The following is a 19,244-nucleotide window of genomic DNA, read 5'->3' as shown; positions in this document are numbered from 1 at the left end:
CGAAAATGAGCAAACAAACAAAACAGGAAGCTATTCAACAGATCGAGCAAAGCTGGCAGGGCGAGCGTTTTCAAGGGATTACCCGGACGTACACGGCGGAAGACGTTTTCCGGCTGCGTGGTTCGGTTCAAATCGAGCACACACTGGCTCGTCTCGGAGCGGAGCGGCTGTGGAACTTGCTGAATACAGAGCATCATATCAAGGCGCTGGGGGCATTGACCGGGAATCAGGCGATTCAACAGGTAAAGGCCGGCTTGAAAGCCATTTACCTGAGCGGCTGGCAAGTAGCGGCTGACGCGAACCTTTCCGGACAAATGTATCCTGACCAAAGCCTTTACCCGGCGAATAGCGTTCCTCATGTTGTGAAAAGAATTAACCAGGCATTGCAGCGTGCTGACCAGATTGATCAGTCCGAAGGCGGCACAGATACGTATTGGTTTGCTCCGATTGTCGCTGACGCCGAAGCGGGCTTTGGTGGACCGCTGAACGTGTTTGAATTGATGAAAAGCATGATTGAAGCGGGGGCAGCAGGTGTGCATTTTGAAGATCAGCTGGCTTCCGAGAAAAAATGCGGACATATGGGCGGAAAAGTTTTGATCCCGACGCAGGCTGCTGTCCGCAATCTGATTTCGGCCCGTTTGGCAGCAGATGTCATGGGAGTGCCGACTATCATTGTAGCTCGTACAGACGCTAACGGCGCATTCCTGATCACGAGCGACGTTGACCAGCAAGACCAGCCGTTTTTGACAGGCGAACGGACGCCAGAAGGATTTTTCCGTCTGCGTGGCGGGTTGGATGCAGCGATTGCCCGTGGACTCGCCTATGCACCTTATGCCGATCTGATCTGGTGCGAAACGTCCGAACCAAATCTGGACGAAGCACGCCGATTTGCCGAAGCGATTCATGCCCAGTACCCAGGCAAGCTGCTCGCTTACAACTGCTCGCCTTCGTTCAACTGGAAGAAAAAACTCGACGAGGAATCGATTGCACGCTTCCAGGAAGAGCTGGGCGAGATGGGCTACAAGTTCCAATTCGTGACGCTTGCGGGCTTCCATGCGTTGAACTACGGCATGTTCGAGCTGGCACGCGGCTACCGCGATCGTGGAATGGCTGCTTACTCCGAATTGCAGCAAGCTGAATTTGCCACAGAGGTGAACGGTTATACAGCTACTCGTCATCAGCGTGAAGTTGGTACCGGCTATTTCGATGAGATTGCACAAGTGATTGCCGGCGGAACTTCCTCGACCACAGCACTGACTGGTTCGACAGAAGAAGAGCAGTTTGCGCACCAGTAATCAATGAAACAAAAACGGACTAGGGGGCATGCCTCCTAGTCCTTCATTTTTTGCCGATAGGTTTGTGTGCCTCCCCATTTTATTTTAGGGTAAGCTCGATTTGCTGGCTGTCTTGGCCGCTACGCGACGAACTGCTTTGCCGCACGGACATTCCCCCTCCAGAGGATGGATTGGAGACTTCCAGTGCGATCCGGCTAGTTGTTTCGTTGAGGTCGATTTGCAGTGCTTCTACGCTACCCGCTGGAATGAGCACTGTCTGATCGATGGGAATGCCGTTTGTGTATGCGATGAGTGGTTCTTTTGTATCTGCGTCTTCCACCCTCAGGTTAAGGCTGCGATCGTTAGCGCCCCGGTTGTTAATCATGATGGTCAAAGAGGAATCGGTCCCTCTTCGCGACAGAACGAAGCGCGTTGTCGAGTAGTTGGAGGAATGGTTCGTCGATGCCATGTTTTGTCCCTCTCCTTCCTTATACGGCTTCAATTGTTGGAATGATTGTTTTGCTGCAAAAGATTGAGGATGGTTTCGCGATTTTGCGTTTCTTTCTCCAGCAATTTCTGAAGCAAAGATTCGAATGAGCTGCCCCCTTCGATACAACCACAAGGAGAAGCGCTGCTTCCGCCTCCCTGGTTGGGTGGGCAAAAGCATTTGACTAACTGTAGCAATAACAGGAGCAGAACGGTGTTGTCGCTGAAGTTAATCAAAGTGCTGTTTCCTACCGTGAAGGAATTTCCGTTCGATATCGTATTGGCGGAGTTGTTGGCAGAGCTGGCGATCCCGTTTGCTGTGCTGGTCAGAGCGCTGTCGTGATTAAAAGTATTATTGGAAGTGCTCAGGTTCGCCGAATCATTGCGGGCGCAGCTGGTAGAATCAAGGGTACTGTTGGCGTTGCTGTTGTTGTCATTTGTGGAAGAGTTATCTGCCGAACTGGTATTGGTCGTTGTGTTGTCGCCTGTAGTGGCTGTGGCGTCGGTATCGGATGTATTGTCCGAGTCACTGGTGCTTGTAGATGAATTGTCGCCCGTAGTGGAAGTGCTTGGCCCGGCGGAAGAGGTTGCATCGGTATCGGAAGAGTTGGTGGCATCGCTGTTGCTGGTGGACGAATTGTCGCCCGTAGTGGAGGTGCTTGGCCCGGCAGACGAGGTCGCATCGGTATCGGAAGAGTTGGTAGCGTCGCTGTTGCTGGTGGACGAATTGTCACCCGTAGTGGAGGTGCTTGGCCCGGAGGATGAGGTCGCATCTGTATCCGAGTTGTTGGCGGAGTTGCTGTTGCTGGTTGAAGTTTCGTTGGCAGTAGAGCCGCTGTCGGTGTCGGAATTGTTGGTAGAGTTGCTGTTGCTGGTCGAAGTTTCGTTGGCAGTAGAGCCGCTGTCGGTGTCGGAGTTGTTGGTAGAGTTGCTGTTGCTGGTTGAAGTTTCGTTGGCAGTAGAGCCACTGTCGGTGTCGGAGTTGTTGGTAGAGTTGCTGTTGCTGGTGGAGGTTTCGGTAGCAGTAGAGCCGCTGTCGGTATCGGAGTTGTTGGTAGAGTTGCTGTTGCTGGTTGAAGTCTCATTTGCTGTGGCTTCGCTGTCCGTATCAGAGTTGACAGTGGCATCACTGGAGCTGACCGATTTGTCGATGGATTTGGCAATGATACAGCGGAAACGCCGCCTCCTGGAACGACATTTACGCCGCCGTCGCCTTTTGCAGCGATATCGCGATTTCAAACATTTAACCCTTCTTTTATGACACTTGCACTTCCTGCGACATCGTCTTCTTCGTTTGATTCGGCACCGTTTGGAAAGCTTTCTTTTCGCCAATGGTTGTCTCACCTCACATGGCAAAAGTATGGTTATACGAGTAGTATAGGTTGGCAAGGCAAAATGGGAACGGCGTTTGTCCTACTAGAAACGCACACATTTGATGGACATCAAAAATGTGGGTACGGATTGTAGCGCGTTGCCGAGAACACAAAGCAAAACGCATGGCACTGATCAAGCTGAAAAAAGTCAGCGACTGTTTTGCGAAAGAGTACGACCTAATTACAACTCTTGTTTTTATGCGGTTCTCTAGCAGTCAGAGAGCCGCTTTTTGCGTTCCCTTCGCTTTTTCACACAGTCTTAATAGCTTCTTAACAACCCATTTATATCAGTTTCATTTTGGTTGTTTACGATTAAAAGCGAAAAAACCAAAAGATCAAACACAAATAAAAACGAAAAGGGGCCTTAAAGATGAGAGGGAACCAGTTGAGCTGGAAACGAACCGTTGTTGTCATGACATCCTTTTTTCTGCTTGCCGGATGCGCCGCCGAGACGAAATCAGACACTGCTCTGGATGCGTCGCAATTGACCCTGGATCAAATCGTAGAAAAAGCGAAGAAGGAGGGCGAAGTCAACTCTGTAGGGATGCCGGACACGTGGGCAAACTGGGGGGAGACTTGGGGCAATCTCCAGAAGGAATACGGCTTGAAGCATATGGATACCGACATGTCGAGCGCAGAAGAATTGGCCAAGTTTGAAGCAGAAAAAGATAATGCCACAGCAGACATCGGCGATGTGGGCATCGCTTTTGGACCGTTAGCCAAGCAAAAAGGGCTGACGCTGCCTTACAAAACCTCTTACTGGAACGACATTCCCGCCTGGGCAAAAGATGACGAAGGGCATTGGGTGCTAGGCTATACCGGAACGCTGGCTTTTCTCACCGACAAGACAAAAGTGCAAAATCCTCCGAAATCCTGGGCTGATTTGAAAAGTGGAAACTACAAGATCGCGATCGGCGATGTCATGAAGGCGAATCAAGCGCAGTTTGCCGTGCTGGCTGCTGCTTATGCCAACGGGGGAGACGAGAAAAATATCCAACCAGGCGTCGACTTTTTCGCTGAACTTGCCAAAAACAAGCGACTCAGCACGAGCGACCCTAGCCTGGCCAACCTGGAGAAGGGCGAAGTCGAAGTCGCTATCTTGTGGGACTTCAACGCACTCGGGTATCGGGACAAAATCGACAAAAACCGTTTTGATGTCCTCATTCCGGAAGAAGCATCGGTCAGCAGCGGGTACGCTACTTTGATCAATAAATACTCCAAGCATCCGCACGCTGCCATGCTTGCTCGTGAATACATCCTCTCCGACGCAGGCCAGTCCAATTTGGCTCGTGGCTACGCTCGACCTATCCGCGCGAACGCCAAGCTCGATGAATCTGCCAAAGCGAAACTGCTCCCGGAAGATATGTACAAAAATGCCCGTCCTGTGGGCGATCTGACTGCGTGGGAAGCGACGGCCAAAAAACTGCCGCAGCTTTGGCAAGAGCAGGTGTTGATCCATGTCCGCTAACAACAAGCTGGCCATGATTGTGCTGGACGGACTGAGATTCGACACAGCTGTCTCGCACATGGGGTATATGCATCATCTGGTCGAGTACGGCATCGCGGCCCGCTTTCAGGTACGCTCGGAATTGCCGAGTCTCTCTCGTCCTTTGTACGAAGTTCTGTTGACGGGAACCCCTGCGTGGAAAAACGGAATTTCCAGCAATCAGGCGGCGCGGCTTTCGCACCAGGAGAGCCTTTTTCACCTGACGCGGAAAAACGGGATGTCCAACGCGGCTGCCGCTTATGGCTGGGTAAGCGAGCTGTACAACAAAGCGCCGTTCAGTCCGTTTCACGACCGAATCCAGCTGAACACGGAAAGTCCGATCCAAAACGGGATGTTTTACTGGGAAGATCATTACCCGGATACACACTTGTTTGCTGACGCCAACTTTTTGCTGAATGGATACCGTCCGGATTTTCTCTACGTCCACTCCATGAATATCGATGATGACGGTCACAAGTATACGGCTGATTCTGCGCAATATCGTAACCGCGTTCTGGCGGCAGATTCCATCCTGGCAAATGTGCTTCCTGCGTGGATGGATGCGGGTTATCAAATCATCGTGACAGCCGATCACGGGATGACAGCGGATGGGAATCACGGCGGCACCTCCAGCGCTGACCGGGACGTCCCTCTGTTTGTCATCAGCAACCAAGTATCTCCCGGCATTCGCGAGGAGGTTATCCCGCAATTGCAGGTGGCTCCGCTTGCCTGCCAGTTGCTAGGCATCTCCCCTTCGGAAGCGATGCAGCCATTGACCGTATGCGGGCAGAGTAGTAAGACGTCTCCCTGAGGGGGCGTCTTTTCCTCTCAGAAAGGAGCTTTTGCGATGAAACGATTTGCCAGCATGCTTTTGGTCACGACAATTCCGTTCTTTGCGATGATCGCTCTGTTTCTGCTCGTCCCGTTGCTTTCCATGATCGAGGGGAGCTTTCAGGCCGAGGGGGGCGGCGGTTTTACGATCAGTCACTATCAAGAGATTTTTTCCAATCCATATTACTTGCAGGCTTTTGAAAACAGTGTGCTCATCTCGTTCCTGTCGTCTCTTATCGGAATCATCGCTGCTGTTTTCGCTGCCTATGCGATTACCCGTTTCCCGCAGTCTCTGCAACAGCGAGTGCTTGTCATTACCAATCTAACCTCGAACTTTGCGGGGATTCCGCTCGCTTTTGCCTTTATTGTTCTGTTGGGGAATAGTGGTCTGTTTGTATTGCTTGCGAAGCAGCTGGGGATTGATTTTGGCCAGTCCTTTACTCTGTATTCGTGGAGCGGTTTGACGCTTGTTTATGTTTATTTTCAACTGCCTTTGGCAGTGATGCTTTTGTATCCCTTGTATCACGCCATTCAGAAGCAATGGATGGAAGCGGCCGAGCTGCTCGGGGCAAGTCCCTGGCATTTTTGGCTGCGAATCGGTTTCCCGGTACTGTTTCCGGGCATCGTCGGCACATTCAGCATTTTGTTTGCCAACGCAATGGGTGCCTATGCTTCGGCCTACGCGCTCACGGGCAGCAACTACAACCTTGTGCCGATTCGGATTGGCGCGCTTGTCTCCGGCGACATTTTTGCCAGACCGGAGCTGGGTAGCGCTCTCGCCGTACTGCTCGGCCTGACGCTTGCCGCCGCCCTGGTCGTGAACGAGTGGCTGACGCGGAAGATTCGGAGGGATTTGTCTTGAAGCGAATTGGTTTGCCATCCTTGTCGTTTGCGTTGGTCATGCTGTATTTGTTTTTGCCTGTAGCGGCTACCGTACTTTATTCGCTGGCAACCGAGTGGAACAGCACGGTTTTGCCGGAAGGGCTCACGCTAAAATGGTTCGCGGAGCTGTATGGCGATCCCCGATTTTTGCAGGCATTCGGGCGCTCTTTTGTGCTGAGCTTTTTGACGACAGTTGTTGCTGTCGTGATTATCGTCCCGGCCGTTTTCTCCATTGTTGTATACGCTCCCCGGATGGAGAAACTGGTTCAGCTTTTTGTGATGCTGACCTACGCTGTACCTGGCGTCATTATGGCGGTCGGCTTGATTCGTACTTATTCAGGCAACGGGATTCCGATGATCGTTATTACAGCCGGGGCGTATCTGGTCGGTCTGCTTCCGTATCTTTATCAAGGAACGCGAAACAGCCTGCTTGCCCTGCACGCCCGTTCATTGATGGAGGCGGCCGAGCTGTTGGGTGCGAGTCGCTGGCAGGCGTTCGTCCGGATTATCGTGCCGAATATTATGTCTGGAATTTTCGTATCGGCGCTCCTGTCGTTCTCCATCCTGTTCGGTGAATTTGTCCTGATCAACATTCTCGTGGGAGGAAGATACGAGACTCTGCAACTGTATTTGTACAACAAGCTATCGGCAAGCGGGCATGTCGCCAGCGCGATTACTGTCACTTATTTTGTCCTGATGGCGATCATCACCAGCCTGATTGTCAGATTCACACGCCGAAGCTTCGCACGCAAGGAGGTCTCCTGATGAGCTACGTCCAAATCGAACACATGTCCAAAACTTTTCACGGCCAGCACGTGTTAAAGCAACTCGACCTTGCGATTGAAAAAGGCGAGCTGGTTACGTTGCTTGGCCCTAGCGGGTGCGGCAAAAGTACGCTGTTGCGCATCCTCAGCGGTCTGACTGCCCCTGACACGGGCAAGATTTACATTGACGGCAAAGATGTGACTGACGTGTCGCCAAAAGACAGGGAGATCGGCATGGTGTTCCAATCGTATGCGCTTTTTCCCAATCTTACGGTCAGTCAAAACATTGCCTTTGGCCTGGAAATGAACAAAGTCCCGAAAGCGGATATTCGGCTGCGTGTCCAGGAAATGATCGAGCTGGTCGGGCTTGCGGGAAAAGAGCAAAACTATCCGCGCGAACTGTCTGGCGGCCAGCAGCAGCGTGTAGCCCTCGCCCGTTCGCTGGTTACCCGGCCAAAAGTGCTTTTGCTCGATGAGCCGCTCAGTGCCCTGGATGCCCAGATTCGCAAAAACTTGCAAAAACAGCTGCGCACCATCCAACGCGAGCTGAACATGACGACTGTGCTGGTTACGCACGATCAAGAAGAGGCCATGGCTGTCAGTGACCGCATCTACATCATGAACGGCGGCCGTATCGTGCAGCACGGCAGTCCTCATGAGATTTACACCCAGCCACACTCTGAATTTGTCGCTCGCTTCATTGGAAATTACAACGTGCTGACCGCCGAGCAGCTGAACCGAATCGCGCCCGATCTGTCCATTCGGGAGGCAGCCGAGCGGTTCGCCATCCGCCCCGAGACATTTCGTGAACAGCCTGTAACTGCGGAAGACATCCGCTTGACCGGGAAGATTGCTCATGTATCCATGCTCGGCAATGTTACCCGTTACGAACTGAACATTGGCGATGTTTCTGTACTGGTGGACACGCTGCACATGTCCTTCGAGTCCGAGCAGACAGGCACAACCAAAACATTGTATTTATGTCCCAAGGATGTGATTCCGCTCTATGACACTATTGCCTGAAGAACGACAGCAAGTGATTCTGGACGAACTGAACCGACACGGTAAAATTCAGGTGATGAATCTGGCAAAAAGCCTGGCAGTAACACCAGAGACCATTCGACGCGATCTGGACCAGTTGGAACAGCAACGCATGCTAAAACGGGTGTACGGCGGAGCGATCCCTTATCATTTGCCAAAACGAGAGCCGCATTTTGAAAAGAAACAAGCGATCCAACAGGCGGCAAAAACGAAAATCGGCCAAATCGCGGCAGAGCTTTTGTCTGACGGAGACACGATCGCGCTCGATGTCGGAACGACAACACTGGAGCTGGCACGTGCCATCAAGGGCCTCAACCAACTGACGATCGTCACCAATTCGCTCCCTGCTGCCGCTTTGTTGAACGAGTTGCTGGAAGCAAATCAATTCAACGGCCAGGTGATTATGCTGGGGGGTCTGACCCATCCGGCTCAACAATCGGTTGCCGGGGCGTTTACTTGCGAGCTGCTCTCGCGCTTTCATTTTGACAAAGCTTTTATTTCCTGCGGAGGAATCACCGCTGATGGCTTCACCGACTACGACATGGAAGAAACTTTGTGTTCGACCATGATGGTACAGCGCTCGGAGCAAGTTTATGTTTTGGCAGACACATCGAAAATCGGCCAAACGCAATTTTCCCGTATATGCGGCTGGCCGGATGTCAGCGCGGTCGTTTGTGACCAGCCGATGCCGGATGAATGGCTTTCGTCAGGCATTCAAACTACCTGGATAAGCGAACATCCGCTAAGGAGAGACTTCACATGCTGATTGACTATCATCTTCATCTGGAAGAAGGGCCCTATTCACTGCGCTGGCTTGACCGCACCAATGCGGCCCTCGATCACTTTCATCCATTAACCCAACCTCGACATACCCGCGCCTGGCTGCTGGACAGCATGGCGCGATTAAATAACCGCTTGTCTCGCGGGGCATACGACCCGGCCTGGATCGATCTGTATTTGCGTGAGGCACTGAACAAAGGCTTGAAAGAAGTAGGGATTGTCGATCATTTATACCGTTTCCGCGAAGCGCGCCCTTACTTTGAACGGTACATGGAGCTGGGCGATACCGATTTGGGTCGCTTGCAGCGCACTTGGCTTGATCAGGTATGCACGGAGAGCCTCAGCGACTTTTGCGCGGCGATTGAGGCAGCAAAGCCGCATTGGTCGGCAAGCGGCGTGGAGTTGCGGCTGGGGATCGAAGCGGATTATTTTATCGGCGGGGAAAAAGAGTTGGAAAGCTTGCTGACTGGCGCTTCGTGGGATTATGTGATCGGCTCTGTCCACTTTTTGCACGGGTGGGGCTTTGATAATCCCGAGACTCGCCAGTTGTTTGAGCAGCATGACCTGAAACAGCTGTACGCGGACTTTTTCCACACGGTTGAATGTATGATCAGGAGTGAGCTGTTTGATTTTGTCGCCCATCTGGACAATTTGAAAGTGTTCTCCTATCGGCCTGTGGAAGCGGAGCTTGTGCCCCATTACAACAGGATCGCGACTGCTTTGAAAGAAACGAATACAGCGACCGAAATCAATGCGGGCTTGTATTACCGCTATCCCGTTCAGGAAATGTGCCCCAGCCCGGCTTTTCTGGACGTTCTGGTGGCGCATGACGTGCCGCTGACGCTCTCGTCCGATGCGCATTTTCCCGACGATATTGGAAAGTATGTGGCAGCGAATTTGGATACGATTCGTTCGCTGGGGGTGGCGGAGGTTGCTACTTTTTCTGGGCGTCGACGGATTATGAAGGCGATTAGGTAAGTGGCAGGTATTGCAGGCTGCAGGTGAGAGTTGCTTGTAGGAGTTGGAATGGGACAGATGGGATAGGTTGGTGTTTTGGGTTTGGGGTGGTCGCTGGTCGTATATATTGTCTGGATATGACTGGCGGCATGTTTTGATCAGGATCATTTTCGGGATGCGAAAAAACCTTGGAAAGCCAAGGTTTTTTTGCATGGAATTTGCCAAAAGATGTGTACCTGCATATAATAAGAAGGTAGGTGAGGCGTCAGAAGAAGGCTCTTTGCCGCTTTTTGAAACAGTCCATACTTGTCCCCGTAGCTCAGCAGGATAGAGCAACGGTTTCCTAAACTGTAGGTCGGAGGTTCGAATCCTCTCGGGGACGCCATGCAGATGAAAAGCCTTGATTTCTCAAGGCTTTTTCTTATTGAACATGCTATGCCGGTTAAATGCTCACTTCAACTCCTGTAAAACCTACCGCCTAACCTGCCTTCCCCGCCCCCAAACAACCAACACAAGAAGCCCAACCGTCACCATCAAAAAAACATAAGGCACCCCGGCCTCAATCGTCCCGTCAACAACGCCCATGAAATCCATCCACATCTCCTTGTTCAACGTACCAGTAAACATAATCAGCAAATAAAACGCCTCAAATGCCTTATTACTGCGAGTCCAGACACCCATTGCAAGAGCAAGCGAGGGAATAAACAACGCACCAATCCCCCAGGCCAACAACCCGCTCGCATCGCCTTCCACCATATACCGCACGGCAAGACCGCTGCCTGTCAAAACAGCAACGATCAACCCCGCCAGCCACGAAACAGGGATTTGCCTTTGCAGAGGGGCTGGGCTGGAAAAAATGATATCCCTCGTGTTGTAGCGTATCTCTCTAACCCCCATGTTCGACCAAAGCAACACGGGCCAAAGCCAAGCGAGGGGAGCGATGATTCCTTTTGCCAATGGAAGCGGTGCAAACAGCGTAAGAACAATGAACAAAAAGGCAATGGCATACCACCACAGCGGTTGGCCTTTGAGCATGAGCTTTAACTCTACCTTCAACATATCCCATGCATGAAACCGCATCGTTACCTTGCTTAAAGCAGCCGCACGACGATTTGACGATTCAACCCATTTATTTTTGTCATTTTCCGTATCGCTGCTGACTTCCTTGCGAGAGAAAAAGCCAAGCTGCCATTTGCCCGATTTTCTTATTGGTTTATCGAAGCCACGAAATGCCACAGCAGCCAGCAGGAGCAACGGAATGGCGATGATGATCCAAAAAATCCGGCTGATAAAAATATCCCAACTCCAGTTCACGCCGCTCCAGAGGAATGTTTGTAGCGGTTCCTCTACTAAAACCACGCCGTCTGACAGAACTCCTGGCGCTTGGGGAAACAAGTGCTTATAAGATTCACTGATGCTGTCTTTAAAAATTTCTCTTCCGGTAAAGCTGCTGACAGGGAGGCCGAAAATATCAAAGGTGGGGATGCTGATCAGCACAGTAGGAGCCCAGATGCAGAAGAAAAACAAGATGTTCCCAAAGCCGGTTCGAAGCACGGGGAGTGTTTCGAAAAGTACGGCAAGTGCGGATAAAGCAAACATGCCAGGCAAAATGATAATGACCATCGGCAAAACAAACGAGCCAAGGTCGATAGTCAGGTCTTCCTGACGCAGCAGCTGCATGACGATGGCCATCGTAAACGTCAAAATGACAATGATCGTCAGTATCGCAAAGTTGCTCAGAAACTTGCCAGCCATATAGTCAAGCTTGCGGAGCGTTGTCGTTGAAATGATTTGCCCGACTCTAGTTTGCCGATCGCGCTCGATCGTATTTTTTATCAAAAAGAAGCCAAACATCGTCAAAAAGCTCATGACGGAAATGGAAACGGCTGCTCCGATCCAGGCAGAATTAAGGACACCGCGATATTGGTCTATTAACAACACGGCGTATGTCGCCTGACTGTTGGGAACGAACAGAAAGGCGCCGATGATGGAAAGAAACAAGGTAACCAAAAATCCATAGCCGCGGGTGCGCTCCAACAGGTCAGCTCGTGCGATATGATAAACTTTGCGAATCCTGCTCATTGCCGCACCTTCCCGTGGTTGGAAATGCAGTGCAGATAGGCGTCCTCCATACCGGGCGAAACTAACTGGGCGTCATTCGACGGCGACTCGTCCGAGACAATGCGGAGCAAAACACCGCCACCAGAGCGAACCGTACTGCTGATCATCCATTTTTTGCGCAGCTCCTGAACTTCGGACGAGCTAACGTTCCATTCCCATACCTTTCCTTGCACAGTCTCCAGCAGCTCATCCGGCGAGGAATGATGCAGGAGGTGTCCTTTTGACAAAATCGCTATGGATTCGGCAGTAGCCTCCACATCGGACACAATATGCGTGGAGAAAATGACGATGCGATCACCCGAGAGGTCCGACAACAAGTTTCTGAAACGTACCCTTTCTACGGGATCAAGCCCGACAGTCGGCTCGTCTACGATTAAAATTTTCGGATCATTGAGCAGCGCCTGGGCAATTCCGATACGCTGCCGCATTCCTCCCGAATAGCCCCCGATTGCCCGTTTGCGCACATCGTACAAGTTAACGACGTGCAGCAATTCCTCAATCCTAGTCTTGGCTTCTTTCCTGTGGACCCCTTTGATCGCTGCCATGTATTCGAGAAATTCCACGGCATTGAGGTGAGGATACACGCCGAAATCTTGCGGTAAATACCCGAGATTTTCACGAATTGCATCAGGATTTTGAAAAATATCGACGCCGTTCCATAAAATCGTGCCGGTCGTTGCACTCGTAATCGTCGAGATGATGCGCATCAAAGTGGACTTCCCCGCACCGTTTTCACCAAGCAGCCCGAGCACGCCTGGTTTCAACTGCAAACTGAAATCTTTAAGTGCCCAAAAATCTTGGGAATACTGCTTGCCGACACAATTCAATTCCAGTTTCAAGCTCCGATCCCTTCTCTCTGTATACTCTCCACTCCAAAAGACATTTGATCGATAAAAAAAGTATTCAGGGTTGTTTTTAATGATATAGCAAAGCTGTTATGCAAGCAATTGAAAGCTGAAAGGGCGTTGCTTTTGTTTGTCATGGTAGAGGAAAACACAATTATGCAAGTTTTGTAAAAATATGTAGTATTACGTCGGAGGGGGATGGTAATATCTTCTTGTTCTAATATGAATGACAAGTTCTGGTCTGGAAAGGCAGGCATTACATGCGAAAACAGATGATAGTAATGTTGGCGGGAGCACTTGTGGGTCAATTAGTCATCGCGGACGGGTACGCGGCAGCAGGGTCGTCTTCTTCTAGCAGAGGTTCCAGCTCCTCGGGCAGCAGCACCTCCAGCAAAAATTCCGGCTCTTCAAGCGTCAAATCATCGAGCAACAGCAAAAGCTCGTCCTCGAAAAGCACAAAAAGCTCAAAAAGCACCTCTAAATCGAGCAAAGTAAAATCCAAAACATCGAAGAGCGCAACTCCTTACTACGTGGATCACGACGACGATGATGATGACGACGATAATTACTACGAATACAACGCGGAGGAAGATACAGGGGAAGCAGAATGGAGCAGCGAAGAGGAGAGCGAAGCCGATGCTAATGCCGACGCCAATGCTGCTTCCGAAGAAAGCAGCTCCGCCTCCAATAGCCAACCAGCACCTCCTGAGGAAGCGGTCAGGAAGGATCTGATCCAGTTACTGCCTGCGAATCCCCCTTTTTCTATAGACCTGCAGGCAAATATTTTGGCTGACATGAAAAAGCATCAGTTGCTGCCGAACCAGATTTACCGTATCTGGATTGACGGGCAACACCGTTACTTTTTGCTGCAAAAGAACGGGAAGGTCGAAGAAGTGAGTGGAAACCAACTGCAAAAGCGCCAGCTTCCGGTATACGATTTGGCACTTTTGTCTGCGTCATTGCTCGATTATTACAGGGACAAGTTCACCAGCCACAACCTCCCGACCAACCAAATTTACACAGTGGAAGAGGATGGCGGGCTAAAAGCCCATCTGTTCCTGCAATCGAACGGAGCGCTGGCATTCTTTCCTGCGTATGAAGCTGTCAAAAAGAAAGTTCCGATCGTGGAGGCGTCTTCGCTGCTCGTTTCCGATGAAATCCTTTATTCGTACATCAAGGAGATGAGGGAAAATCAATTCCCGCTCAACATGGCTTACCGCAAAAAGATCGGCTCCATCGAAAGATACATCTACCTCGACGAAAATGAAAACGCCAAGCTGATCAGCACCACAGAAGCGAAAAAGTACCAGGTAGCAGACTACGAGCAGATGCTGATTCCCCAAGCAGCCATAGAGAGCAGCAAGCTTGCCATTATGCAGTCAGGAGTCCCGGTGCAAAAAGTTTATGCCATGCAAGTGAACGGCTTGCCCAAGCTGTTTCATTATAAGGACAACCAGACGGTAGAGTTGATCACCAGAAGTAACGCAAGCAAGTATGAAACTATACCATTCGATCAGGCCGTCCAGACGGTTCAGGAAGAAGAAGAGAAACAGCTCTTCTTTGAGAGCGTAAAAAAATGGTCGATGCTTGGTCTTTTTGTCCTTCTTCTTGCACTTATCGGGCTTGTGCTTTTCTTGAACAAAAAAGGAATCGTTGCGCGCAAGAAATAAACGCGATGAAGCAGCGCTTCCCAGTAAAAAAATGGGACTTCGTTCATCTCTGTGCTGGTAACGGAACAAGCATTTACAGCGTCTTACTTTACATAGGATCATCGCGATTTCTTGGGTCGTAGCCCTCGTCGATCGAGTGATTTTTGTCCTTGTCGATGAGCAAGGTTTGTTTCTTCCTTTTTGCACGCCAGTCAATCAACACTCCAACCAGCAAGATAGCCACACAAATGATTGTGAACAGCAGCCAGAAACGCATTGGTATCACCTCAATTTTTTATGTGAAGGAATACAGGAGGAATGGCAGTTGAAACGATTTATTTATGTGGCGATTGCAGCGAGTATGTTGGTAATCGGCTGTTCGCCCGGGGCAAGCGAGCCTGTCGCATCGAAAGACACACCGCCAGCAGGGAAGCAAGAGCAACAGCCGAATCCGGCCCCTCAAGATGAAGGGACAAAACCGGAGCAGGGATCAGAAGAAGCAAAAGAAGGAAATGAAACAACAACAGATGACGCACCGAATGGCTCCAAAATCATTATCGACGGCAACTTTTTGAAGCAGCTCGCCAGTAACGAAATCAACGGTTTCGACATAGCGATCGGGATGACCAAGCAAGAGGTCATCGAGCTTTACGGGCGTGTAATCAAAGAGGATTATTACGATGGCGGACGTTATCAAGCTTTTGAAAATCTTTCCGGCGGCATTGTTTATTTTGATGGGAAAAACCGCGTCTATGCGATCGATCTGGCCGGGGAACACTTGAATCAGACTAACCTCAATGTGATTCGCCAGCAGCTGGGAACGCCCGTTGCCCAAGGCCAAAGCATGGTAGACGAAAAATTTGACCTGTACTATGAAGCGGGGGAAAACTCCGTATTTATCAGTGCGAAGGACGAACACTCGCCTGTAGAGAAAATCAGGATCATCAACAAAAAAATGCTCGATGAGTCTCCACAGGATTAGGATAGCAAAAAAAGCAAAGCCAGCAGGAAGCAGTTCTTCCGCTGGCTTTTTCATTATTCTACAGATCGTTTTCCAAACAGAATGTGATCGAGCCCAAACTTCGAGCTGCCGCTAATGCTAAGCGCAATCAAAATCGCAAAGAGAGCCAGCTCCAGCTCATAGCCAGCGCCACTTTCTCCGCCCATGAAGCCGGCCGCCAGCTTGGCTTTGGCAATGGCACCGATCATGACAACAGCCAAGGCGGCAGAGAAGATACGTGTGCCAAGTCCCGCAATCAGGGCAATCCCGCCGACGACTTCAAGGAACGCAACCAAGTAAGCGATAAAGGCAGGCAGACCGAGGCTGCCAAAGAATCCGGCGACATTGTCCAAGCCCATTTGGAACTTGGCAATCCCGTGGATAGCAAAAGTAAGACCTACCACAATTCGTAAAATCAAAGCGCTCCACTCAAAACGATTTTCCATGTATAATGACCTCCGATTTAGTTTATATCAGTAACGTAGTTACTTTTCGTTAGTAAGTATACATTAATTATTATTTATGTCAATACGATCTGGAAAATTTACAAACGTTGGAAAGTGCAGATTGTTAGGTACAAAGTAATCATTCATTTTGATGGAATGCAGAAAGAGCGGTATACTGAAAGGAGAATGAGGTGATACCAATGAAACAGTCTTCCCTCTGTCCTAAGTTTGAAAAAGGGATGCAGCTGCTGGGGAAACGGTGGACAGGGCTAATCTTATACCAGCTGCTTTCTGGACCACAGCGCTTCTGTGCGTTGGAAGGGGCCTTGCCCGTAAGCGGAAGGCTACTTTCTGAACGGCTGAAGGACTTGGAGAAGGAAGGTCTTGTACATCGGCAAGTGTTTACGGACTCAGCTCCGGTGCGGGTAGAATATTCGTTGACGGAGATGGGGAAGGCTCTGGAGCCAGTGATCAAAGGGATCGAATCGTGGGCCCAGAGCTGGATCGAGCTTGATGCCGCAGATATGGCAGATCACAGCGTAGAGTAGAGCAGAATATACACAGTTGCAAAGCAAGACCTTGTCCAAGCTGTTGACGGGGTTCAGGTTGCACTTACCGAGATACATGCAAAAAACCCCTGAATCCAGGGGTTTTCTTCTTATGTGCGTCTAGTTGTCTTCTTGTGTCTCACTTTGTCTTGACTTCCACTTTATAAATTCGATGTGCCGTTTGATCTCAACAAGCTCCTCTTCCGTTAGCCCGTCAATATCCAGAAAAGGGACGGGCGTCTCCCGAACGGATGCTTGCCGCCAGAATGGCGTCGGGTTATCTGTTCTTCCATGAAGGTAATCGGTCGAGACATCAAACAGGTCAGCGACTTTGGAAATCAAGTGAAAATCTACGCCTTTCTTTTCGCCCGATTCAATTCGCGACAAAACTGTGTTATGGATGCCGAGCTTTTCAGCCAATTGAATTTGTGACCATTGCCTTTGCTCGCGCAGCCACTTTATGCGTTGACCGACTATGGACATCGTGAAACCACCTTTTTGTTTTTGGCAATTTCATTCTAACAATTTTCCATAACGGAAAAAACAATATTGCTAAAATGACAAATAATGTGTTGACTTTGCTGAAATTGAAACGATATCATGTAACTATAAATATTTGCCATTTCTGCAAAGAAGGAGGGAAGCTGGATATGGAGCGTCTGAACCTCCCCTTTATCGCAAAACGACGAAGTGAGTGTAAGCTTACGCTACAAGAAATGGCGGAATCACTTGGTTTTCGCAATGCTTCCACGTATTTGAAATACGAAAAAGGCGAATACGACTTCAAGGCGAACCATCTGCCTATTTTGGCAAAGAAACTCAAGTGTGGCTTGCACGAGTTGTTCATGATTATCTTTTTGTTGTTTTAGCAAAGATACATTAGATAAGGGGTGGGTAGATTGGAAGCGCGGGAGGCGAACAAGAGGCAGCTGGAAGTATGGAAAAAAACGCTGGAGTACGAAATAGAGATGATGGCACCTTACAGCAAGTCGGCGTGCACAGCGTTTATGGATCGGTTGGTACGATTTGAGTTGGAGCTGGAGCAACAAGCGATGTTCCCCCCAGAGAAAGTGCTCGTTAGCTCCAATGTCCCACATTATTAAAAAAGATGTGCCTCTTGTGTCGGGTTCATAAGGCAGGACTTATCAGACTTCATCATTCATACGAGGAGGCTTCATGCCCATAATAAAAAGCCCGGTACGGCAGATGCCAGCCCCGGGCCTATTTTATTGGTTCGACGTTACAGTTTCTTGATTTCGTCCTTCAACAGCTCGGACTGTGTTCCGAATACGACTTGCACGCTGCCTTGACCCAGCTTCATTACGCCTGCTGCGCCAATATCTCTCAGCCCTTTTTCATTGACGATCTTATCGTCCTTCAGCACGAGACGCAGGCGGGTAATGCACGCGTCAACACTGATGACGTTTTCTTTTCCGCCGATCAGAGCGAGTACCCTTTGTGCCTTGTCTTGCGTCGAATTGCTGCTGGCAGTTGTAGTTTCAACGGCGTCATCGTCTTCTCGTCCCGGCGTTTTGATGTTGAACTTGACGATCAGGATGCGGAACAGGAAGTAGTAGACGACGGCGAACGCCAAGCCGATCGGGATGATCGACCAAGCATTGGTGGAGAGCGGGAAGTTCAACCCGTAGTCAATCAGACCAGCGGAGAAGCCAAATCCGTGCTTGATTCCCATTGCCGTTACGATATACCCGGAAACCCCGGTCAAAATCGCGTGAAGCACGTACAGCGCTGGAGCAGCGAACATAAATGCAAATTCAAGCGGCTCGGTAATCCCTGTCAGGAACGAAGCGAGCGCGGTACCGATGAAAACAGAAGCGATTGCTTGGCGCTTTTCCGGCTTGGCAGAATGAATGATGGCAAGCGCGGCTGCTGGCAATGCGAACATCATGATCGGGAAGAAGCCTGTCATGAACATGCCGGCAGATTTGTCTCCGGCGAAGAAGCGATGCAAGTCGCCATGTACGACTTTGCCAGTTGCATCGGTAAAATCACCGATTTGGAACCAGGCAATGGCGTTGAGTACGTGGTGCAGACCGAATGGAATAAGCAAACGGTTAAAGAAGCCGAACAGACCTGCTCCAAGAGCGCCAAGGCTCACAATCCAGTTACCCATACTGTTGAGCGCGTCCTGAATCGGCCCCCAGATGATCCCGAAAACAAGACCGATGACGACCATGCTAAGCGAAGTGACAATTGGTACAAAGCGTTTGCCGCCAAAGAATCCGAGCCATTCCGGCAGCTTGATGTTATGGTAGCGGTTGTAGCAATAGGAAGCGACTCCGCCCGCCAAAATACCGCCAATGACACCCATGTTCAGCTTGACGTCGTCTGCGATGAACGGCATGGCTGCAGGAACTTTGGAAAGTACGGTGGTCAACACCATGTAGGCGATCACAGCAGCCAGGGCGGCTACGGCATCCCCAGCGAGTCCGATCGCAACACCGACAGCGAAGATCAGCGGCAAGTTGTCAAAAATCGCAGATCCGCCTGCAAACAAAAATGGCGCGATATACTGGTTCAAAAACCCACCAACCGATTCTCCGAGATGAAACTCGGTCACGTAGTTGATGGCGCCGAAGCGGAGCAAAAGCGCCGCAGCAGGCAGTGTGGCGACTGGAAGCATGAGTGCTTTCCCAATCCGTTGCAAAAAGGCGAGCATAGGAAAAACCTCCTTAGAATGAGATGTCTATCAAAAAGCTGCTCTCCGGATGAATGCAAGAGATGAGGGCACGAGAATTGG

The 19,244-nt window shown here is 50.4% G+C and carries 22 protein-coding genes and 1 tRNA gene; 15 read left to right on the top strand and 8 right to left on the bottom strand.

What is annotated here, in order from left to right; all coding sequences use genetic code 11:
* Nucleotides 1-5 precede the first annotated feature (5 nt).
* Nucleotides 6-1,295: an isocitrate lyase gene (gene aceA / locus DEP07_RS21075; RefSeq protein WP_173599959.1), complete on the top strand. Its 1,290-nt coding sequence runs from the start codon at nt 6-8 to the stop codon at nt 1,293-1,295.
* A 79-nt stretch (nt 1,296-1,374) separates the two neighbouring features.
* Here the strand turns inward: aceA and DEP07_RS21070 are convergent, their stop codons facing one another.
* A complete protein-coding gene (locus DEP07_RS21070) occupies nt 1,375-1,743 on the bottom strand; it encodes a hypothetical protein (RefSeq protein WP_287102981.1) in 369 nt (122 codons plus the stop codon).
* 234 nt (nt 1,744-1,977) lie between these two features.
* Here DEP07_RS21070 and DEP07_RS21065 point away from each other — a divergent pair, with 234 nt between their 5' ends.
* From DEP07_RS21065 to DEP07_RS21020, 10 genes are all read left to right on the top strand, one after another.
* On the top strand, nt 1,978-2,103 hold the full coding sequence (locus DEP07_RS21065; RefSeq protein WP_255679195.1) for a hypothetical protein: 126 nt from the start codon (nt 1,978-1,980) through the stop codon (nt 2,101-2,103).
* 18 nt (nt 2,104-2,121) lie between these two features.
* Nucleotides 2,122-3,021 (top strand): hypothetical protein, encoded by a 900-nt coding sequence (locus DEP07_RS21060; protein WP_287102980.1) that lies wholly within the window; start codon nt 2,122-2,124, stop codon nt 3,019-3,021.
* Between the two features lie 482 nt (nt 3,022-3,503).
* Nucleotides 3,504-4,601 carry an ABC transporter substrate-binding protein gene (locus DEP07_RS21055; protein ID WP_287102979.1) on the top strand — a complete coding sequence of 366 codons (1,098 nt, stop codon included), beginning with the start codon at nt 3,504-3,506 and terminating at the stop codon, nt 4,599-4,601.
* The gene (locus DEP07_RS21050; protein WP_173598247.1) at nt 4,591-5,430 is read left to right on the top strand and encodes an alkaline phosphatase family protein; all 840 of its coding nucleotides are present in this window, start codon (nt 4,591-4,593) and stop codon (nt 5,428-5,430) included. Before DEP07_RS21055 ends, DEP07_RS21050 begins: the two co-directional genes overlap by 11 nt.
* A 36-nt stretch (nt 5,431-5,466) precedes the next feature.
* Nucleotides 5,467-6,312 carry an ABC transporter permease gene (locus tag DEP07_RS21045; protein ID WP_173598248.1) on the top strand — a complete coding sequence of 282 codons (846 nt, stop codon included), beginning with the start codon at nt 5,467-5,469 and terminating at the stop codon, nt 6,310-6,312.
* Nucleotides 6,309-7,097 (top strand): ABC transporter permease, encoded by a 789-nt coding sequence (locus DEP07_RS21040; RefSeq protein ID WP_063230261.1) that lies wholly within the window; start codon nt 6,309-6,311, stop codon nt 7,095-7,097. The genes DEP07_RS21045 and DEP07_RS21040 overlap by 4 nt, the downstream gene beginning before the upstream one ends.
* Nucleotides 7,097-8,119 (top strand): ABC transporter ATP-binding protein, encoded by a 1,023-nt coding sequence (locus DEP07_RS21035; protein ID WP_287102978.1) that lies wholly within the window; start codon nt 7,097-7,099, stop codon nt 8,117-8,119. Before DEP07_RS21040 ends, DEP07_RS21035 begins: the two co-directional genes overlap by 1 nt.
* The gene (locus DEP07_RS21030) at nt 8,103-8,903 is read left to right on the top strand and encodes a DeoR/GlpR family DNA-binding transcription regulator (protein WP_173598250.1); all 801 of its coding nucleotides are present in this window, start codon (nt 8,103-8,105) and stop codon (nt 8,901-8,903) included. The genes DEP07_RS21035 and DEP07_RS21030 overlap by 17 nt, the downstream gene beginning before the upstream one ends.
* Nucleotides 8,897-9,895 carry a histidinol phosphate phosphatase domain-containing protein gene (locus DEP07_RS21025; RefSeq protein ID WP_122966074.1) on the top strand — a complete coding sequence of 333 codons (999 nt, stop codon included), beginning with the start codon at nt 8,897-8,899 and terminating at the stop codon, nt 9,893-9,895. The genes DEP07_RS21030 and DEP07_RS21025 overlap by 7 nt, the downstream gene beginning before the upstream one ends.
* Before the next feature lie 287 nt (nt 9,896-10,182).
* Nucleotides 10,183-10,259 (top strand) — tRNA-Arg (locus DEP07_RS21020).
* A gap of 86 nt (nt 10,260-10,345) precedes the next feature.
* Here DEP07_RS21020 and DEP07_RS21015 read toward each other — a convergent pair.
* The 3 genes from DEP07_RS21015 to DEP07_RS21005 all read right to left on the bottom strand — a co-directional run bounded on the left by DEP07_RS21015 (nt 10,346) and on the right by DEP07_RS21005 (nt 13,330).
* Nucleotides 10,346-11,728: an ABC transporter permease gene (locus tag DEP07_RS21015; RefSeq protein ID WP_287102977.1), complete on the bottom strand. Its 1,383-nt coding sequence runs from the start codon at nt 11,726-11,728 to the stop codon at nt 10,346-10,348.
* Nucleotides 11,729-11,952: 224 nt separating this feature from the next.
* Nucleotides 11,953-12,834, bottom strand: coding sequence for an ABC transporter ATP-binding protein (locus DEP07_RS21010; RefSeq protein ID WP_173599953.1), 882 nt, complete (start codon nt 12,832-12,834; stop codon nt 11,953-11,955).
* A 310-nt stretch (nt 12,835-13,144) separates the two neighbouring features.
* A complete protein-coding gene (locus DEP07_RS21005) occupies nt 13,145-13,330 on the bottom strand; it encodes a hypothetical protein (RefSeq protein ID WP_287102976.1) in 186 nt (61 codons plus the stop codon).
* 40 nt (nt 13,331-13,370) lie between these two features.
* Between DEP07_RS21005 and DEP07_RS21000 the strand changes: the two genes are divergently transcribed.
* On the top strand, nt 13,371-14,510 hold the full coding sequence (locus DEP07_RS21000; RefSeq protein ID WP_287102975.1) for a hypothetical protein: 1,140 nt from the start codon (nt 13,371-13,373) through the stop codon (nt 14,508-14,510).
* Nucleotides 14,511-14,598: 88 nt separating this feature from the next.
* On the opposite strand, the gene DEP07_RS20995 is transcribed toward DEP07_RS21000, so the two are convergent.
* Complete coding sequence (locus tag DEP07_RS20995) at nt 14,599-14,766, bottom strand: hypothetical protein (RefSeq protein ID WP_167470366.1); 168 nt, start codon at nt 14,764-14,766, stop codon at nt 14,599-14,601.
* Nucleotides 14,767-14,814: 48 nt separating this feature from the next.
* Between DEP07_RS20995 and DEP07_RS20990 the strand changes: the two genes are divergently transcribed.
* Complete coding sequence (locus DEP07_RS20990; protein WP_173597999.1) at nt 14,815-15,471, top strand: hypothetical protein; 657 nt, start codon at nt 14,815-14,817, stop codon at nt 15,469-15,471.
* A gap of 53 nt (nt 15,472-15,524) precedes the next feature.
* On the opposite strand, the gene DEP07_RS20985 is transcribed toward DEP07_RS20990, so the two are convergent.
* Nucleotides 15,525-15,935 carry a DoxX family protein gene (locus DEP07_RS20985; RefSeq protein ID WP_122966069.1) on the bottom strand — a complete coding sequence of 137 codons (411 nt, stop codon included), beginning with the start codon at nt 15,933-15,935 and terminating at the stop codon, nt 15,525-15,527.
* Nucleotides 15,936-16,135: 200 nt separating this feature from the next.
* On the opposite strand from DEP07_RS20985, the gene DEP07_RS20980 reads away from it, so the two are divergent.
* On the top strand, nt 16,136-16,483 hold the full coding sequence (locus DEP07_RS20980; RefSeq protein WP_122966068.1) for a winged helix-turn-helix transcriptional regulator: 348 nt from the start codon (nt 16,136-16,138) through the stop codon (nt 16,481-16,483).
* Nucleotides 16,484-16,603: 120 nt separating this feature from the next.
* Here the strand turns inward: DEP07_RS20980 and DEP07_RS20975 are convergent, their stop codons facing one another.
* Nucleotides 16,604-16,966: a helix-turn-helix domain-containing protein gene (locus DEP07_RS20975; RefSeq protein ID WP_122966067.1), complete on the bottom strand. Its 363-nt coding sequence runs from the start codon at nt 16,964-16,966 to the stop codon at nt 16,604-16,606.
* Between the two features lie 167 nt (nt 16,967-17,133).
* Between DEP07_RS20975 and DEP07_RS20970 the strand changes: the two genes are divergently transcribed.
* Nucleotides 17,134-17,352, top strand: coding sequence for a helix-turn-helix domain-containing protein (locus DEP07_RS20970; protein ID WP_122966066.1), 219 nt, complete (start codon nt 17,134-17,136; stop codon nt 17,350-17,352).
* A 371-nt stretch (nt 17,353-17,723) separates the two neighbouring features.
* On the opposite strand, the gene nagE is transcribed toward DEP07_RS20970, so the two are convergent.
* Complete coding sequence (gene nagE / locus DEP07_RS20965) at nt 17,724-19,163, bottom strand: N-acetylglucosamine-specific PTS transporter subunit IIBC (protein WP_173598000.1); 1,440 nt, start codon at nt 19,161-19,163, stop codon at nt 17,724-17,726.
* Nucleotides 19,164-19,244 lie beyond the last annotated feature (81 nt).

Source organism: Brevibacillus sp. (assembly GCF_003521185.1).
Taxonomy (GTDB): Bacteria; Bacillota; Bacilli; order Brevibacillales; family Brevibacillaceae; genus Brevibacillus; species Brevibacillus parabrevis.
This window is presented reverse-complemented; position numbering and strand designations above follow the sequence as displayed.

Excerpts from the sequence above, each read along its gene's own strand:
- DEP07_RS20980 (WP_122966068.1), top strand. The coding sequence starts at position 16,136 with ATGAAACAGTCTTCCCTCTGTCCTAAGTTTGAAAAAGGGATGCAGCTG.
- DEP07_RS21050 (WP_173598247.1), top strand. The coding sequence starts at position 4,591 with ATGTCCGCTAACAACAAGCTGGCCATGATTGTGCTGGACGGACTGAGA.
- DEP07_RS21035 (WP_287102978.1), top strand. The coding sequence starts at position 7,097 with ATGAGCTACGTCCAAATCGAACACATGTCCAAAACTTTTCACGGCCAG.
- DEP07_RS21045 (WP_173598248.1), top strand. The coding sequence starts at position 5,467 with ATGAAACGATTTGCCAGCATGCTTTTGGTCACGACAATTCCGTTCTTT.
- DEP07_RS20975 (WP_122966067.1), bottom strand. The coding sequence starts at position 16,966 with ATGTCCATAGTCGGTCAACGCATAAAGTGGCTGCGCGAGCAAAGGCAA.
- DEP07_RS21055 (WP_287102979.1), top strand. The coding sequence starts at position 3,504 with ATGAGAGGGAACCAGTTGAGCTGGAAACGAACCGTTGTTGTCATGACA.
- DEP07_RS21015 (WP_287102977.1), bottom strand. The coding sequence starts at position 11,728 with ATGTTTGGCTTCTTTTTGATAAAAAATACGATCGAGCGCGATCGGCAA.
- DEP07_RS21070 (WP_287102981.1), bottom strand. The coding sequence starts at position 1,743 with ATGGCATCGACGAACCATTCCTCCAACTACTCGACAACGCGCTTCGTT.
- DEP07_RS20995 (WP_167470366.1), bottom strand. The coding sequence starts at position 14,766 with ATGCGTTTCTGGCTGCTGTTCACAATCATTTGTGTGGCTATCTTGCTG.
- nagE (WP_173598000.1), bottom strand. The coding sequence starts at position 19,163 with ATGCTCGCCTTTTTGCAACGGATTGGGAAAGCACTCATGCTTCCAGTC.
- DEP07_RS20985 (WP_122966069.1), bottom strand. The coding sequence starts at position 15,935 with ATGGAAAATCGTTTTGAGTGGAGCGCTTTGATTTTACGAATTGTGGTA.
- DEP07_RS21030 (WP_173598250.1), top strand. The coding sequence starts at position 8,103 with ATGACACTATTGCCTGAAGAACGACAGCAAGTGATTCTGGACGAACTG.
- DEP07_RS20970 (WP_122966066.1), top strand. The coding sequence starts at position 17,134 with ATGGAGCGTCTGAACCTCCCCTTTATCGCAAAACGACGAAGTGAGTGT.
- DEP07_RS21025 (WP_122966074.1), top strand. The coding sequence starts at position 8,897 with ATGCTGATTGACTATCATCTTCATCTGGAAGAAGGGCCCTATTCACTG.
- aceA (WP_173599959.1), top strand. The coding sequence starts at position 6 with ATGAGCAAACAAACAAAACAGGAAGCTATTCAACAGATCGAGCAAAGC.